The organism is Paraburkholderia sp. EB58, from assembly GCF_050436665.1.
Taxonomy (GTDB): Bacteria; Pseudomonadota; Gammaproteobacteria; order Burkholderiales; family Burkholderiaceae; genus Paraburkholderia.
In genome coordinates this window covers 16,830-31,852 of the sequence record NZ_JBNDMQ010000020.1, presented here as the reverse complement: position 1 = coordinate 31,852, position 15,023 = coordinate 16,830, and the positions used below count along the sequence as shown (strand labels likewise).

Genomic DNA, 15,023 nt, shown 5'->3' with positions numbered 1-15,023 from the left:
TAGCCCCGTCCCAGCGGCCCGTAAGGCCCGTCCGGCATGAATGCCGCGCTGCAGTCCCCGTGCGGAACCCTTAAACTATAGGGTCCTGCGGTTAATGCTTACAACCGCATTACCTTATGTATTACCTTATGTATTTGAGGCTCGCCGTAATATGGAAGCCGATCACTACGAAAACTTACCGATCGCCAGCGTGCTGTTGCCTAAGGCGCTGCGCATGCCCGTCGACGTGATCTATCAGGTTGCCCGCACGGCCGCTGACCTCGTCGAAGAAGGCGACTGGAGCGCCGCCGAGCGTCACGCGCGGCTCGCCGATTTCCGCGCCGGGCTCGACGCAGTGGCAAGCGGCTACATGGCGCCGGTGCATCCGCTGATGTTCGGCAAGCTGGCCGGTGTGGTAGCGCAGTATAAACTCCCGCTCGCGCCGTTCTACGACCTCGTCTCGGCGCTCGATCAGGACATCGATACCTCCCGCTTCGCTGACCGGTCTGCCATGCTCGACTATTGCCGCCGCTCCGCGCACCCGGTGGGACACCTGATGCTGCATCTGTTCGATGCCGCGACGCCGGCCAATCTGGCCGATTCAGATACTATCTGCACCGCGCTTCGTCTGATCAATTTCTGGCAGGACATCGCGATGGACCTGAAAAGCGACCGCGTCTACCTGCCGCAAAGCGACCTCGAGCGCTTTAACGTCACCGAAGCCCGCATGGTCAACGGCGTGGCGGACGACGCATGGCGCGCATTGATGGCTTACGAGGTCGCCTACGCCCGCACGATGCTGGTCCGCGGGGCGCCGCTCGCGCTGCGCATCCCCGGGCGCGCCGGACTTGTCCTGTGCGGCATCGTCCACGGCGGGTTGCGCATTCTCGAGCGCATCGAGCAGGCCGGCTACGACGTCTTCCGTCATCGTCCGGCGCTCGATGGCTTCGACTGGTTTGTCGTCACGGCGCGTGCGCTCGCAATGTGGCTGTCCCGGCGCGTCGGTGTACGCGTCACTTCGATTGAGGGCAACGCGTAATGCAGGTGGTTCTGTTTGGTCTGTCGTGTATCTCCCTGTTGATCTGGTGTGTGCTGGTGTTTGCCCGCGGTGGTTTCTGGCGGGCACGTCCCGCTGCGCCGCTCGCGAGCGCGCCACGCGACGCATGGCCGGCCGTGGCCGCCGTGGTGCCGGCCCGCAATGAAGCCGACGTCATCGCGCAGGCGGTCGGCACGCTGCTAGCCCAGGCGTATCCGGGTCCGTTCCATGTGATCGTGGTTGACGACCACAGCACGGACGGCACCGCCGACGCGGCCCGCGCGGCCGCGCTGGCGCTTCAATGTCCCGAGCGCTTGACGGTGCTGGGCGCGAAGCCGCTGCCGCCTGGCTGGTCCGGCAAGGTCTGGGCACAGTCGCAAGGCATCGAGGCCGTGCGTACGCTTGGCCTGCCTGCCGACTTCCTGTTGCTTACCGACGCCGACATCGGCCACCCCACCGACGCCGTGACGCAACTCGTCGCTCGCGCCGACGCCGAACAGCGCGACCTTGTGTCACTGATGGTGCGGCTGCGCTGCGACTCGTTTTGGGAAAAGGCGCTGATTCCGGCCTTTGTGTTCTTCTTCGCCAAGCTGTATCCGTTCTCGTGGGTCAACAACCCGCGCAACAAGACGGCAGCGGCAGCCGGCGGCTGCATGCTGGTGAGGCGCACTGCGCTGGAAGAAGCGGGCGGCATCGAGTCGATCCGTGCCGAGCTGATCGACGATTGCAGCCTCGCCGCGCGCATCAAGCATCGAGGCGAGGGACGTCATCCGATCCGTCTGGATGTGGCGGCGCGCAGCGTATCGCTGCGTCCGTACGACAACTGGCGCGAGATCTGGAACATGATCGCGCGCACCGCCTTCACGCAGTTGCATTACTCCGGGTGGCTGCTGGCCGGCACGCTGGCGGGCATGGCGATCATCTATCTGATCCCGCCGGTGGCCGCGCTGGCGCTCGGGCCGCACGGGTTGCCGGCCTGGCTCGCGTGGGCGGCGATGTGCTGCGCGTATGCACCAATGCTGCGCTATTACGGTCGTTCGCCGCTGTGGGCGCCGTTCTTGCCGCTGGTGGCGTTGTTCTATGTCGGCGCGACGTTTGCGTCGGCCGTGCGCTATTGGCGCGGCAAGGGCGGTCAGTGGAAGGCGCGCGTGCAGGCGCCGGTGCAACAGGATCGGTAAGTGAGCGGCGGCGGCTAGTCGGGCAGTTGGACGCCGCCGTTCGCATCAACGCTGCGTCAGCAGCGCGTACAGCTGGATCACGTTGTCTGGCGAGAAAGTGAACGGCACCCAGCCGTGTCCCGTATGTCGCATGATCAGCAGCCGGTCGCCGTTCGACTGCTTCTGTACAGCCATCGCCGGATTCTTGGTCGACACGAAGCGCCAGCCGGGTGGCACGTTCATCGCCGGCTCCGGCATCATCGAGGCACGCGCATTCGACAGCTCTTCGATCAACTGACCCACCTGTTCAGGATGCAGCGACACGGTCTTGCCGCCGATCGTCATCGTAATGACGTTCTGCGCGGGTCGGCCGATCGACAGGGTGGGCTTCTCCTCAGACGGTGCCGCAGCGATGGCTTCGGTTGCTTCTGCCGCGGCTCGCGCCGCAGTTTCTGCCACCGCGTGCATTGCGGGTTCGGGCTCGGCGGACTTGTCTACGCTCGCCGGGGTTGGGGCAAGTGCCGTAGCTGCGGCTTCAGCCTGATCCGCAGACGCTTCGGGCGCTGCAGTTGCTGCGGGTGTCTCGGGGATGTTTTGGGCCTGCGGGGCCACGACAGCCTGAATGAGCTGGTCGACGCCCACTTCAAGCGCGCCGAGCTGTTCGTGAAGGTTCATGCGAGGGTTCTCTGGTAAGACCCGCGATTTTACCTGTTGCGCGCGGGCTTTGACCCGCCGCGGGCCGGACGACGTTGTAACAAAGTGCTTGCGGGTTCGCCGGGATGTCCGTCTTTACGCTTTCAGATACCCCGCCTGCCTGAACCACTCGAGCGCATCGGCCAACCCTTCGCGGTAAGGCCGCGCGCGATAGCCAAGCTCGCGTTCCGCCTTCCCGGACGTGAAGTACATCTTGTTCTTCGACATCTTAAGACCGTCGACCGTTACGAACGGTTCGCGCTTTGTGATCTTTGCGACCGCTTCGGCACCCATGGCGAGCGGGTAGAGCGGCCAGCGCGGCAGACTGATGGTGGGGGCCTTGCGACCCGTGAGCGCCGCGATATCGGTCAGCATTGCCTGCAGCGGCAGGTTTTCCCCGCCGAGGATATAGCGCTCGCCGATCTTGCCGAGTTCGAGTGCGAGGAAGTGTCCGGCCGCGACGTCGTCGACATGCACGAGGTTCAGCCCGGTGTCGACGAAGGCCGGAATCTTGCCGAGCGCCGCCTCGACGATGATGCGCCCGGTCGGCGTGGGCTTCACGTCGCGCGGACCGATCGGCGTCGATGGATTGACGATCACGGCCGGCAGCCCGTCCTCGGCGATCATGCGCTCCACCGCGCGCTCGGCCAGCACCTTGCTGCGCTTGTACACGCCGATGGCCTGGTCGGCCTTCAGCGGCGAAGTCTCATCTGCCGACTGGCCGGAGCTCGTCACCTTCAGCGTTGCCACGCTGCTGGTGTAGACGATGCGTTCGACGCCTTCCTTCAACGCCGCACGCATGGTCGCCTCAGTCCCTTCCAGGTTCGAGCGTTCGATTTCGTTCGGGTCCGGCGCCCACAGCCGATAGTCGGCGGCGACGTGAAGCAGATAGCGCACGCCGCGCAGCGCGATGCGCATCGACGCCTCGTCACGCATGTCTCCGACGACGATTTCCGCGTTGAGCGCCTCGACATTGCGGCGCGGACTAGTGGCGCGCACCAGCACGCGCACGTTGAAACCTTTCTGTTGCGCGATGCGCGCCACGGCCGAGCCGACAAAGCCGGAAGCGCCGGTGACGAGTACGAGATCGCGATTCTGATCCATCATTCTTTTTCAATTCCCTGCATGGCGGTCGTCGGATTGTACGTGGGGCGTGCGCCGCGTGTCGCGTTGCGCCTCTGCGTTGCGATCCAGGCAAACTCGCCGCGACGCGACTAGAATGCCGGCTTGAAAGATTTTGCGTTGCATGGGACAGGAGAGGACGGCATGACAGGCCCGGATCTGGATTCGCGGATCGAAACCTATTACGTGCGGGTACGCGGCGTCGTGCAAGGCGTCGGTTTCCGTCACGCGACGGTGCGTCAGGCGCACGCGCTCGGCATCAGAGGCTGGGTGGCCAACCTCGACGATGGCTCGGTCGAGGCCATCTTGCAGGGACCGGCCAACCAGGTCGACCGGATGCTCTCGTGGCTGCGCCACGGGCCGCCGGCCGCCCGCGTGAGCGAAGTGGCCGGCGAGGAACGGTTCACGGACAAACGTTACGAACGCTTCGAGCAGCACTGAGCGTTGGCGCATTTCGAGGGCCGCGTCTGCACGCGGCGCGTGCCCACGGACGCTTCGGCTGCGACCGCAAACAAGGCGACGGCCCTGCGCCCCTATTGCGCGACCAGCAGGCTCTCAGCAAACCCCCAATCCCGCTCGACCCACTGATGGCTGCATACGAAGCCGGCGTCGTCGGCGATCGCGTGGACTTCTTCGGGCCGGTATTTGTGGCTGCTTTCGGTCCAGATCGTTTCGCCTTCCTCCAGCGTTACCGTCAGTTGCGCGGCCCGGACATGGGCGGTAACCGGACGCCGTGCGCGCAGATGCATTTCGATGCTGCGTGCGTCGGGGTTGAAGCGCGCCACGTGCTGAAAAGCGTCCAGCGGAAAATCACCACCCAGTTCGCGGTTGATGCGCGCGAGAAGATTCAGGTTGAAGGCGGCAGTCGCGCCGATCGGATCGTCGTACGCGGCCACCAGCACCGGGATCGGTTTCTCCAGATCGGTACCGAGCAGCAACGCGTCGCCCGGCGCTAGCATGCTGCGGATGGCGCGCAGGAAGCGCGTTGCCGCGAGCCGGCCGAAATTGCCGATCGTGCTGCCGAGAAACAGTACCAGCAGACGCTCGCCAGACGCGCGCTTCTTGCTGACTTCGGCGAGACCTGCCAGATAATCGCGCTCGTAACCGACGATCGAAATACGTTCGATGTCGCCCAGTTCGCGCCGACACAACTGCAACGCGCTGCGCGAAATTTCAATCGGGCAGTAAGAAGTGGGGCGCTTTTTACACAGCGCTTCAAGAATCCGCCGGGTTTTGCGGCCGCTGCCGCTGCCTAGTTCGGCGACGGTCACGTCGTGCGGAAACTGCTCCACCATGTCCGCGGCGTGCCTGGCAAGCAGGCGTTCCTCTGCGCGCGTGACGCCGTATTCGGGCAGCACGGTGATCACTTCGAACAGCGCGGAGCCGACTTCGTCATACAGATATTTGGACGGCAACTCTTTCTGCGGCGCGTGTGTGAGTCCGGCGCGAACCTCGGCGGCGAAATCGGGCGAGACATCCTGCGATAGGGCTGGCTGAGTCATGCTTGCTCCAGTTTTCACATTCCGGTGACGGTTTTTTGTCAGGATCTGGGTGTTGGCGTGCGCGACATTGAACCGTGTCGCACGCGTTTCGGAGGAGCGGACCATGGGTCCGCATGGACGGCGTATTCGCCGGACAGGCCGGGGTGATCAAGCAAGAACTGCGCTTGCGCGCGATTCTCGCCGCGGCGCGCCGCGAGATCGGCGCACACGTGAAGTTATGTTCTAGTTCATCGAAGGCCGTCGTGCAGGACTAAATGCAACCTTGCGAGGCCTTTCGCGGTCAACAATCCGTCTGGATCGAGCCTGGCGCGCAATGGTGGTGAAGGTGTCAACGCCCGTGATGTACCGCTGTGCGCTCGGGATTGATGCGCGTCGGACCCACTTCCGCTTCGATCGCTTCGCGCAGCGCCGGGCGCCAGCCAAAACCGAACAACGCTTCGGCCAGCACGAACAGCGGACCAATCAGCAGACCGATGACATCGTCGACGAAGGCGGGCTTGCGATGCTCGTACGCCATGTGACCGACAAACTGAAGCACCCAGCCGACGACGAACAGTCCAATTCCGGCGGCGAGCCAGGTGAGCGTGGATTGTGCGGCCAGCCATTGACCGCACGCGAGGCACAGCGCCGAGAAGACGGCCATCATCAGTCCCAGCGGCACATCGAGCACGAGGTAGTAGAGCGTCGCCACTACAAACAACACCCATGCAGGCGAGAGCGGCAACGGTAACGCGGCGAATAGCCATACGGGGCGGCTCGATAGCACCGCGACCGCCAGCACGATCATCGGAATGCCGACGAAATGCGTGGCGATGTTGCGCCGGTCGCGGTGGTAGGCCGCGTACTGGGTCAGTTGCTGGGTCAGCGTTCTCATGGATGCCGCTCCTCGATCAAAATCATCATAATCGCGCTCAAGCGGATCTGAAACCTTCGGGTAGACGACAATCTCCAAACTCCAGTCACGCACGGTCCCAGCCTATGAGTTCACCTTCTTCCATGAATGAGCCGGTTGCGGTGCTCGAACGCAGCGCATGGTTTCGCGCCGCGCCTGAGACGTTGCGCACGCAACTGGTCCAGCTTGGCCGCGTGGAGCGCTTGCATGCTGGCGAGCGGCTCTTCAGGCGCGGCGATCCCGACGACGGCATCTACTGCGTACTGGATGGCCTCGTGCGTATCGGCGCCGCGAGTTTTGCCGGCAAGGAGGCGCTCCTCGCGGTGATCGAGCCGGTCAACTGGTTCGGCGAGATCGCGCTGTTCGACGGCCTTGCGCGCACCCACGATGCGTATGCCGAACGCGACTCCGTTCTGTTTCATCTTCCACGCGCGGAACTGGCCACGTTGTTTGATCGCTCGCCACACTATTGGCACTGGTTCGGCTTGCTGTTGACGCAAAAGCTGCGCCTCGCATTCGACGCGATCGAAGAAGCGGCGCTATTGCCGGCGGCACAGCGGATCGCGCGCCGCTTGTTGCTGATGGCGGGGGGCTATGGCGAGCCGGGTGTGTTGCGGCGTGTGCTGAAGGTGCCACAAGAAGATCTCGCGATGATGCTGGCGTTGTCACGGCAAACCATCAATCAGATCCTTAAGCAGTTCGAAGCACAGGGCGCGTTGCAACTGCGCTATGCGGAAATCGAAATCGTCGACGCGAAGAAACTCGCGGTGTTGGCCGATCCCGATGCGAATCGGCGTTCATCGGCTTGAATCCGATCATCAGACGTTAACGTAAAAAAGGCGAGTCCGCAGACTCGCCCCTCCCCAACGGCATATTCGGCTTCGACTATGACGACGTAGCGGCCGGATTATGTCGAGGACCGATCACCTTAATTGGTCTTGGTGGTGTCGGTCTTGGCGCCGTCGGCTTTGACCGGCGCAGTGCTGGCCTCTTTGCTGCTATCCCCCGTGGCCTTTGTCTTTTCGGTGCTGGCAACGGCAGCGTGCTTCTTCGTCGCGACCTTATGCGCCTGAGTCTTTTGCGTGTGAGCGGCGCCGGTCTTTTTTGCGTGAACCTTCGCTTCGGCTTTTTCGGTGGACGTGCTGGCTTGCTTGGTCGATGCGCCGGCCTTCGCTGCATCAGTGGACGTTGCACCGCCGGCCTTGAGGTTTGCCTGACCAGCCGCTTGAGTTTGTTGATCGCCTGACATCGCCGGTGCAGCAGTTTGTGCAAAGGCCGTCGAAACGAGCAGGGCGGAAGCGAGAGCAGCGAAAATCATCTTCATGGTTTAACTCCTGATGTCGCGGCTGAAAAGGTTCAGCGCTGCCGGTTTAACGCTACCCGGATCACAGGAGTTGACGCTGTTCTGGTGACAAAACGTAACGGCGGAAATATATGCTTCTGAGAAGAACGTAAACAGCATCAACCATCACAGATGTGACGATTTAGGTTTTCCTTAAGAATTGGCGAGGCGCTGCGCTGAGTACGGATGGGGAGTCTGTTGGATGATACGGATTGCAAAATGAAAAGCGGTAGGCCAGTCCGGAATACTCCGTCCGCGCAGCGACGCGTACGGAGTGCCTGCGCTGCAGTCCTGCGTGTCAGGAATGGTTAATTGAACGGATTGTCGATGACGCCCGGTTTTGCGTCGGGTTCATCCTTGATCCGCTCAGGCAGGTCAGCCTGAGCCTGCAACGCGCCGACAATGCTGTCGAGCGCCTGCTTCAAAGCGAGCGCGGCCTTCAGGCCGCGTTGGTCCCTGGTCAGCGCGAGTGTGCCGCTCAACGTGACGCGCGTCGTTCCATTGCTGACGGTGAGCGCGTCGCCCTGAATGTTGAGGACGTCGTCGTCATTCGAGAAAGCGTTAAACACCTTTGAGTCCTCCTGGACGCTGATCCTTCAACGACTCTGGAATGCCTGGAAAGCGGATACCGCTCATCGCTTCGAGCTCGTGAACGGTTTTGATGTTGTAGCGATAGGTCGAGATATTGTCGACTACAACCGCGAACGCCATCTGCCTTGACGGCACGTACACGAGCTTGAACAACTGCGTTGGCACGAAGACGTGGCTCGGTCCGATGGTTTGCAACTGCTGGCCGCTGAACATCGGTCCGGTCACCACATACGTATCGTCGTTGCGGAGTGCGATGTAGCGCACGGAGGTTTCGATGCGCGCCCATAGGCGCTGATTGTTTTCGCGATTCTGCGGCACGACGTTAGCCAGCGAAAACGATTGTGCCATTGCTTCCGGATTCCAGCGGTTGCCCGCCGGGCTCATATGACCGCGGTCGTAGCCGCTGCGTTTGTAGTCGGCGAGCGTCGCGCCTTCGCCGTCAGGCAGACGCGCATCTTCGAAAAACTTGTTGGTACGCACCATGTCCTGTGCAGCTTCAATATGGTCGCGCGTGAGATGTTCCGCGGACCACAACGGGCCATGCGTGATACCGGAATGCAGGACGGCGAAGTCGGCGTAGCAGAGCATGCGCGTCTTCGGCGCCATCTTTGGATTGACCAGCACCGGCCACTGAGCGTTGGGCGTGAATTCCGTGCAGGAGGGTGCGGCCATCGCGTGAGCCGCGACGACGAACAACAGAGAGGCAAACCACTTCTTCATGAGTCGGGCACCGGAGGAACGGGGGCAAAAGTATAGCGTCGCCCGTGGGGTTCCCGCGAGTGTTGTCCGGTAGCGGGGCACAAGCGCGCCCGCCGCATTGCAATATGCGTTTCAGATGGAAGCTTAAAACAACGACAACCGGTCCTGCTTATCGACGACTAGTTATCGAAGACGCGATGTTCCGCGTGGACAGGTTGGCGGTCGACGGCTTGTAGACGCCAAAAACCCGTTGCCGGCGTACGTGCCTTTACCCCCGTCCAGGCGGCCGCGCCCTCAGCAGAACTCACACGTTGCTTGCGGTCGACGTGCAGGCCGCGCAGCGTGCAAAGGGGCGCATCGGCACTCGGCGCACACAACGTCGTGACGCCATCGGTGTCGCGTAATTCGCCCCACGGGGGCAGATCGATCCCTTGATGCGCTTCTCTCGACCACCGGCGTTCGTCGGTGTCGAGCCATAGCACAGCGTAGTCGTGATTAACGGTGGGATCGGAACCGTTGATGAGAATCGTCAAACGCATGGCAGTTCCGTTACACAGAGTGCGAAGTCTTGCCCTACCAGTCTATGCCTACCTTCACGTTATGCAAGCCCAACGACTATCGGTGGCATTGAAAAACACTATTGGGGAACGTGTGACGTAGCTTCTAGATTTAAAGATGCGGTGCAGCCACGCGCGTCTGCCCGGGAGTTAGTCCGACGATCACTCGTCCACCGTCGCGCGCCCCACAATATAGGTTTGCATGGAGGCTCAGATGTCGCAACTCAAGGGTTCGAAGACCGAGGAGAATTTGAAGGCAGCGTTCGCCGGTGAATCGCAGGCGAACCGTCGTTATCTGTATTTCGCAGCCAAGGCGGATGTAGAGGGTCAGAATGACGTAGCGGCACTGTTCCGCTCGACCGCCGAAGGCGAAACTGGTCACGCTCACGGTCACCTCGAATATCTGGAAGCGGTAGGCGACCCGGCCACCGGACTGCCGTTTGGTTCGTCGCGGCAAAATCTGCAAGCGGCGATTGCCGGCGAAACCCACGAATACACTGATATGTATCCGGGGATGGCAAAGTCAGCACGCGAGGAAGGCTTCGACGAAATCGCCAACTGGTTCGAAACGCTGGCAAAAGCCGAGCGTAGCCACGCGAACCGTTACACGAAGGCGCTCGAAGCACTCGTCGACTGACACGGCACGCACCGGCGCGCTCGCCGCCTCACTGAAACCGGCAATGGGAGCTTGCGGAAAGGGTCCGCAGGCTCCTGTTCGTGTGCATTCAAGGAGTCCGACTCCATGCCCCACAAAGAAGGCAGCCTCGAGGCGCCCACCCGGCATCCGCTCGATTGGCTTTCGGATGCGTTCTACGATCAGGATGCGCTTGATCAGGAACTGGCACGCGTCTTCGACATCTGCGCGGGGTGCCGCCGTTGCGTTTCGCTCTGCGGCGCGTTTCCCACGCTGTTCGACCTGGTCGACGCCACGGACATGGGCGAAGCCCACGAGGTAGACAAGGCCGAGTTCGGCAAGGTGGTCGATCAGTGTTACCTGTGCGACCTCTGCTACATGACCAAGTGCCCCTATGTTCCGCCGCATCCGTGGAACGTCGATTTCCCGCATTTGATGCTGCGCGCCAAGGCCATTGATTACAAAAAGGGCGACGTCAAGCTGCGCGACAAGCTTCTCTCGAACACCGATGCGCTGGGCCGCTTCGCGGGCATTCCCGTGGTTACGCAGACGGTGAACGCGGTGAATCACACGGCGGCGGCGCGAGGCATCATGGAGAGCGCGCTTGGCGTCGACAAAAATGCGTGGCTGCCCGATTTCGCGCCGCGCAAATTCCGCAGTGCCGCAAAAAAATCTCCGGCGGCTCAGGTGCGCGATGGGGAACGCACGCCCGGCAAAGTAGCGATTTACGCCACCTGTTACGTGAATTTCAACGAGCCGGGGATCGGCCACGATCTGCTCGCCGTACTCGCGCACAACGAGATTCCTTACGAACTGGTAAAGAGCGAAGCGTGCTGCGGCATGCCTTTGCTCGAACAGGGCAACCTGCAGGGCGTCGCCGATAAAAAGGAAAGGAACCTGCCGGTGCTCGCGAAATACGCCCGCGAGGGCTACGCGATCATTGGCGCAATTCCGAGCTGCGTGTTGATGTACAAGCATGAACTGCCGCTGATGTTCCCTGACGATGCCGACGTGCGTGCCGTCAGCGAGGCGTTTTGGGATCCGTTCGAATACTTCGTGTCGCGTCATCGCGACGGACTCCTGAAAACCGACTTCAAGACCGCGCTTGGCAAAGTGTCGTATCACGTGCCATGCCACGCGCGGGTGCAGAACATCGGCCGTAAAACATCCGAAACCCTGGCGCTGGTGCCGGATACGCAGGTCACCGTAGTCGAGCGCTGTTCCGGGCATGCCGGCACGTTCGGCGTCAAAAAGGAGTTCCACCGCACGGCGATGCAGATCGGCACGCCGGTTTTCAAGGCGATGGCGCAGCCGCACCCCGACTACATCTCGTCGGATTGCCAGCTGGCCGGCCATCATATCGAACAGGGGCTCGACGGAAACGGCTTGTCGAAAGGACAGCTCGCGCATCCGCTCACGCTGCTGCGCAAGGCCTACGGGCTCTGATAACGCTTACTGACTGCAAGGATTCCTGATGAGCATCGCCCGCAACTCGCTGTTGTCGCTCGAGAATTATTCGAAGTCGCGTATCGCGATGCGCGCCAAGGTGATCGAGCACAAGAAAGATCGCACCGTGCCGCTCGGCAACCATGTCACGTTCCTGTTCGAAGACGAAACGACGATCCGCTACCAGATTCAGGAAATGCTTCATATCGAGAAGATTTTCGACGAGGACGGTATTCAGGGAGAACTGAACGCGTATCTGCCGCTGGTGCCGGACGGCAGCAATCTGAAGGCGACGATGCAGATCGAGTACGAAAACGAAATCGAACGGGCTGCGGCACTGGCGCGATTGATCGGCATCGAAGACAGTGTGTTTATGCAGGTTGAGAGCGAACCGCCCGTCTATGCGATCGCCGATGAGGACCTCGAGCGCGACAACGATCAGAAGACCTCAGCCGTGCACTTCGTGCGCTTCGAATTCACGCCGGCGATGAAAGCACGGTTGCGCGACGGGGCCGCGCTGCAGATCGGTTGCGATCATCCGAATTATCCGGTTCCCACCCAGATCATCGAGTCGCGGGTCCGGGCTGCGTTATTGAAAGATCTCGCCTGACGAGTAAAGCGCTCGGCGCGCAATGAGCGCAACCGAGCGCAACGCGCGCGTGCTCGCCCTGCGTGACGAGCACAGCCATGTAGGATGGGCGGCGTCGGGACGACGATCGCGGAGGCGCGTCATGGTGCGTCAATGGTTACAGCCCGCCTTTGCGGCGGTGTGCCTCAGTACGATGACCACAGCCAGCTTCGCGGCTGACAGTTCACCGTTTCCGGCTCCACCGCCGGTCGTCTATGTGGCGGACTTCGATCTCGATGCGGCCAGCGTCAAGCCGGACAGCGGCCCGGGCAGCCGCCTGCGGCGTTTGGGCGGCGTACTGCCGAGCGGACCCTTGCGATCTTCGAAGGACCCGCAGACACATGCCAAGGAGATCGTCAACGAAATGGCGGATGACCTGACTGGCGACCTGAAGCAGGCAGGCGTCGACGCACGCCGGGTATTGCCTGGCCAGGCAGCGGCTGCTACGGGTTGGCAGGTGCGCGGCGTGTTTCTGAGTGTCGATGACGGCAACCGCTTGCAGCGCGCGATGGTGGGTTTCGGCGCAGGGCAGAATGACTTGCAGGTCGCCGTCACGCTCGACGATCTGTCCACGCCGGATCTACCGCCGCTTTACGAGAGCACCGAGGAAGGCAAGAGCAAAGACAAACCCGGCGCCTTCATCAAGCTCAACCCGTACGTGATTGCCGCGAAGTTCGTGATGGCCGGTCACGACGAGACATCGACCATCAAGAATACGGCGCAGCAGATCTCTGATTCGGTGGTGGCGAAGTTGAAGGCCAAGCTACCCTGAGCGCGCAATGGTCATCCGGGCGGATGTCCGCCAATGTGAGTGCCCACTTACCAGTTTATGCGCACAAATCGCAGTCCCGCTGACCCAGCGGGACAACATCACAGTCACCTAGGCAAGCTCAAGCGTTCCGGTCAGATCGCCTAGCGGTGCGAGCCCGTTTTGCGCGAATGCGCGATCCCGTGCGGCCACGCCTTCGAGCGGAGGCAAGCCATGCACCCGGCTAATGAAACGCAGGATCGAGTTGGTGTCGTAGACGGTGTGATCCACGTAGCCCTTCTTCGCGAGCGGCGACACGACCAGTGCGGGAATGCGTGAACCCGGACCCCAGCGATCTCCCTTCGGCGGCGACACCGGATCCCACCAACCGCCGTTTTCGTCGACCGTGACGATCACCACCGTATTCGCCCATTGCGGACCGCGCTGCAGATGCTCAATCACCGTGGCGATATGGCGGTCGCCCGATTCGACGTCCGCATAGCCCGCGTGCATGTTCAGATTGCCTTGCGGCTTATAGAACGTGACGGCAGGCAGGCGCCCGGCTTCGATTTCGGCGATCAGGCGGTTGGTCGAGGCGTCGTCGCCCACGCCGGCGTCACGCAGATGTTGGCGGCGCGCGTCGGTGCCCGGCGCGTAGTTGACGAAATAGTTGAACGGCTGGTGGTGGTACTGGAAGTCAGGCACATCGCCCGTGTCGCGATGGTCGGTCGCGTATTGCCACGCGCCGGCGTACCACGCCCAGTCAACACCCTTATCCGACAGACGGTCGCCGATCGTTGCGTAGTTTTGCGGTGGCAGCACGCGCGGATTCGACGGATCGGCGTAGGCTGGATTGCCGCCCACTGCGGGCTGCACGAAGCTCGGCTGGTATGGCGGCGCCATCGTGTTGACGGCGTAACCGTCAGGTGTAAACAGACCGTCGTTGACGAATTTCGGCGGCCCGTTGAGCGCCGACACCGGCGAATTCGCAGCAAGCTTCAGCCGCGCACCGGTCGGATCATCCCCCTCGATCACGGACACAAACTGCTTGGCCGCGCTGTTATGCACATCCGGCACCAGCGGCGCTTGCGCCGAGATGAGGAAGATATGGTTCAGCCAGGAGCCACCGAAGGCCGCCATAAAGAAGTTGTCGCACAGCGTGTATTGCTGCGCGAGATTCCAGATTCGCAGAGTCTCGGCGGAATTCCGGTAGTGCCCCATCACGAGTCCGCCGGAGTCGGCCCACGCGACAAACTGATTGTTGCGCCCGGCGTTGATCTGCATCTGGTTCTGATAGAAGCGGTGCACCAGGTCGCGGGTGATCACGCTGTTCGGCAAGGGCGCGCCCTGCGCGTCGGGGATCCGGAACGGCCGATTGTGCAGATCGACAATCGCGTTTTCGCCGATCATATAGTGCTTGCCGTCCACTTCTTGCGCCTGCGGGACGAGGCCGCCCCAGATTTTCGGCAACTGCGGCAGCGGTGTCCTGCCGTCGCGGTCGAGCTGCATGTAGCGTTCTGCCGGCACCGCATCGAGCGGATGCTGCACGCCTGGGAAATTGCCGTACAGGTTCGCAAAGCTGCGGTTCTCGGCGTAAATCACCACAATGTGGCGCACCTGGTCGTGCAACGCCGCGTCGAGCCTGAGGTCGGCTGCGCTCTTCGGCGTGCCCGCCGCCTGCTCTTCTGTATTGCAGCCGGCGAGCGCGAGTCCGAAGCCCACCGCCGCGATACCGGTGAGGACCCGGCGGCGTTCAGGATTGTCGGGACCGTCGTCGTTGCCAGCCTCGGGGTTCGCGTGCGGCAGGGGCAAATCGTCCTTCTCGTTCATTGAGCTAGATCCTCAGGTCGGGGCTGCTTCGGCGCGCCGGTTATCGGGCGCGCATTGCGGCGAGTACTTGGCGCTTCGTTTCGTGACTCTGTTGCTGAAGCAGTGAAATGTTTTCGTCGAGGGCGCGGCGTTTGCAGACGTCGACGATCTGCTAATGATCGCGCTGC

The 15,023-nt window shown here is 62.1% G+C and carries 18 protein-coding genes; 9 read left to right on the top strand and 9 right to left on the bottom strand.

Annotated elements, in window-relative coordinates; genetic code table 11:
* Positions 1-151: 151 nt before the first annotated feature.
* The gene (gene hpnC / locus P3T40_RS26355; RefSeq protein WP_429270642.1) at positions 152-1,018 is read left to right on the top strand and encodes a squalene synthase HpnC; all 867 of its coding nucleotides are present in this window, start codon (positions 152-154) and stop codon (positions 1,016-1,018) included.
* Positions 1,018-2,193, top strand: a complete 1,176-nt coding sequence (locus tag P3T40_RS26350; RefSeq protein ID WP_429270641.1) for a glycosyltransferase — start codon at positions 1,018-1,020, stop codon at positions 2,191-2,193. Before hpnC ends, P3T40_RS26350 begins: the two co-directional genes overlap by 1 nt.
* A 45-nt stretch (positions 2,194-2,238) precedes the next feature.
* On the opposite strand, the gene P3T40_RS26345 is transcribed toward P3T40_RS26350, so the two are convergent.
* Together P3T40_RS26345 and hpnA are read right to left on the bottom strand one after the other, a co-directional pair.
* Positions 2,239-2,847, bottom strand: coding sequence for a hypothetical protein (locus tag P3T40_RS26345; protein WP_429270640.1), 609 nt, complete (start codon positions 2,845-2,847; stop codon positions 2,239-2,241).
* 114 nt (positions 2,848-2,961) lie between these two features.
* The gene (gene hpnA / locus P3T40_RS26340) at positions 2,962-3,972 is read right to left on the bottom strand and encodes a hopanoid-associated sugar epimerase (RefSeq protein ID WP_429270639.1); all 1,011 of its coding nucleotides are present in this window, start codon (positions 3,970-3,972) and stop codon (positions 2,962-2,964) included.
* Between the two features lie 159 nt (positions 3,973-4,131).
* Between hpnA and P3T40_RS26335 the strand changes: the two genes are divergently transcribed.
* On the top strand, positions 4,132-4,428 hold the full coding sequence (locus P3T40_RS26335; protein ID WP_429270638.1) for an acylphosphatase: 297 nt from the start codon (positions 4,132-4,134) through the stop codon (positions 4,426-4,428).
* Between the two features lie 92 nt (positions 4,429-4,520).
* Here the strand turns inward: P3T40_RS26335 and egtD are convergent, their stop codons facing one another.
* Entirely contained in the window at positions 4,521-5,489 is a 969-nt protein-coding gene (gene egtD / locus P3T40_RS26330; protein WP_429270637.1) for an L-histidine N(alpha)-methyltransferase, read from the bottom strand.
* Between the two features lie 113 nt (positions 5,490-5,602).
* Here egtD and P3T40_RS26325 point away from each other — a divergent pair, with 113 nt between their 5' ends.
* Positions 5,603-5,743: a hypothetical protein gene (locus P3T40_RS26325; protein WP_429270636.1), complete on the top strand. Its 141-nt coding sequence runs from the start codon at positions 5,603-5,605 to the stop codon at positions 5,741-5,743.
* 74 nt (positions 5,744-5,817) lie between these two features.
* Here P3T40_RS26325 and P3T40_RS26320 read toward each other — a convergent pair whose 3' ends face one another.
* Entirely contained in the window at positions 5,818-6,363 is a 546-nt protein-coding gene (locus P3T40_RS26320; RefSeq protein WP_429270635.1) for a DUF962 domain-containing protein, read from the bottom strand.
* 104 nt (positions 6,364-6,467) lie between these two features.
* Here P3T40_RS26320 and P3T40_RS26315 point away from each other — a divergent pair, with 104 nt between their 5' ends.
* The gene (locus P3T40_RS26315) at positions 6,468-7,190 is read left to right on the top strand and encodes a Crp/Fnr family transcriptional regulator (protein WP_429270634.1); all 723 of its coding nucleotides are present in this window, start codon (positions 6,468-6,470) and stop codon (positions 7,188-7,190) included.
* A 119-nt stretch (positions 7,191-7,309) separates the two neighbouring features.
* On the opposite strand, the gene P3T40_RS26310 is transcribed toward P3T40_RS26315, so the two are convergent.
* The 4 genes from P3T40_RS26310 to P3T40_RS26295 all read right to left on the bottom strand — a co-directional run bounded on the left by P3T40_RS26310 (position 7,310) and on the right by P3T40_RS26295 (position 9,552).
* The gene (locus tag P3T40_RS26310) at positions 7,310-7,705 is read right to left on the bottom strand and encodes a hypothetical protein (protein WP_429270633.1); all 396 of its coding nucleotides are present in this window, start codon (positions 7,703-7,705) and stop codon (positions 7,310-7,312) included.
* A 326-nt stretch (positions 7,706-8,031) separates the two neighbouring features.
* Positions 8,032-8,292 carry a hypothetical protein gene (locus P3T40_RS26305; protein ID WP_429270632.1) on the bottom strand — a complete coding sequence of 87 codons (261 nt, stop codon included), beginning with the start codon at positions 8,290-8,292 and terminating at the stop codon, positions 8,032-8,034.
* Positions 8,285-9,034, bottom strand: a complete 750-nt coding sequence (locus P3T40_RS26300) for a DNA/RNA non-specific endonuclease (RefSeq protein WP_429270631.1) — start codon at positions 9,032-9,034, stop codon at positions 8,285-8,287. Before P3T40_RS26300 ends, P3T40_RS26305 begins: the two co-directional genes overlap by 8 nt.
* 158 nt (positions 9,035-9,192) lie before the next feature.
* Positions 9,193-9,552: a DUF3564 domain-containing protein gene (locus P3T40_RS26295; RefSeq protein WP_429270630.1), complete on the bottom strand. Its 360-nt coding sequence runs from the start codon at positions 9,550-9,552 to the stop codon at positions 9,193-9,195.
* A 232-nt stretch (positions 9,553-9,784) separates the two neighbouring features.
* Between P3T40_RS26295 and P3T40_RS26290 the strand changes: the two genes are divergently transcribed.
* From P3T40_RS26290 to P3T40_RS26275, 4 genes are all read left to right on the top strand, one after another.
* Complete coding sequence (locus P3T40_RS26290; RefSeq protein ID WP_074293883.1) at positions 9,785-10,207, top strand: rubrerythrin family protein; 423 nt, start codon at positions 9,785-9,787, stop codon at positions 10,205-10,207.
* 105 nt (positions 10,208-10,312) lie between these two features.
* Positions 10,313-11,650 carry a heterodisulfide reductase-related iron-sulfur binding cluster gene (locus P3T40_RS26285; protein ID WP_429270629.1) on the top strand — a complete coding sequence of 446 codons (1,338 nt, stop codon included), beginning with the start codon at positions 10,313-10,315 and terminating at the stop codon, positions 11,648-11,650.
* A gap of 28 nt (positions 11,651-11,678) precedes the next feature.
* Positions 11,679-12,260 (top strand): DUF3501 family protein, encoded by a 582-nt coding sequence (locus P3T40_RS26280; protein ID WP_429270628.1) that lies wholly within the window; start codon positions 11,679-11,681, stop codon positions 12,258-12,260.
* A 121-nt stretch (positions 12,261-12,381) separates the two neighbouring features.
* Positions 12,382-13,050 carry a DUF4410 domain-containing protein gene (locus P3T40_RS26275; protein ID WP_429270627.1) on the top strand — a complete coding sequence of 223 codons (669 nt, stop codon included), beginning with the start codon at positions 12,382-12,384 and terminating at the stop codon, positions 13,048-13,050.
* Between the two features lie 108 nt (positions 13,051-13,158).
* Here the strand turns inward: P3T40_RS26275 and P3T40_RS26270 are convergent, their stop codons facing one another.
* Positions 13,159-14,856, bottom strand: a complete 1,698-nt coding sequence (locus tag P3T40_RS26270; RefSeq protein WP_429270626.1) for an acid phosphatase — start codon at positions 14,854-14,856, stop codon at positions 13,159-13,161.
* Positions 14,857-15,023: the final 167 nt, after the last annotated feature.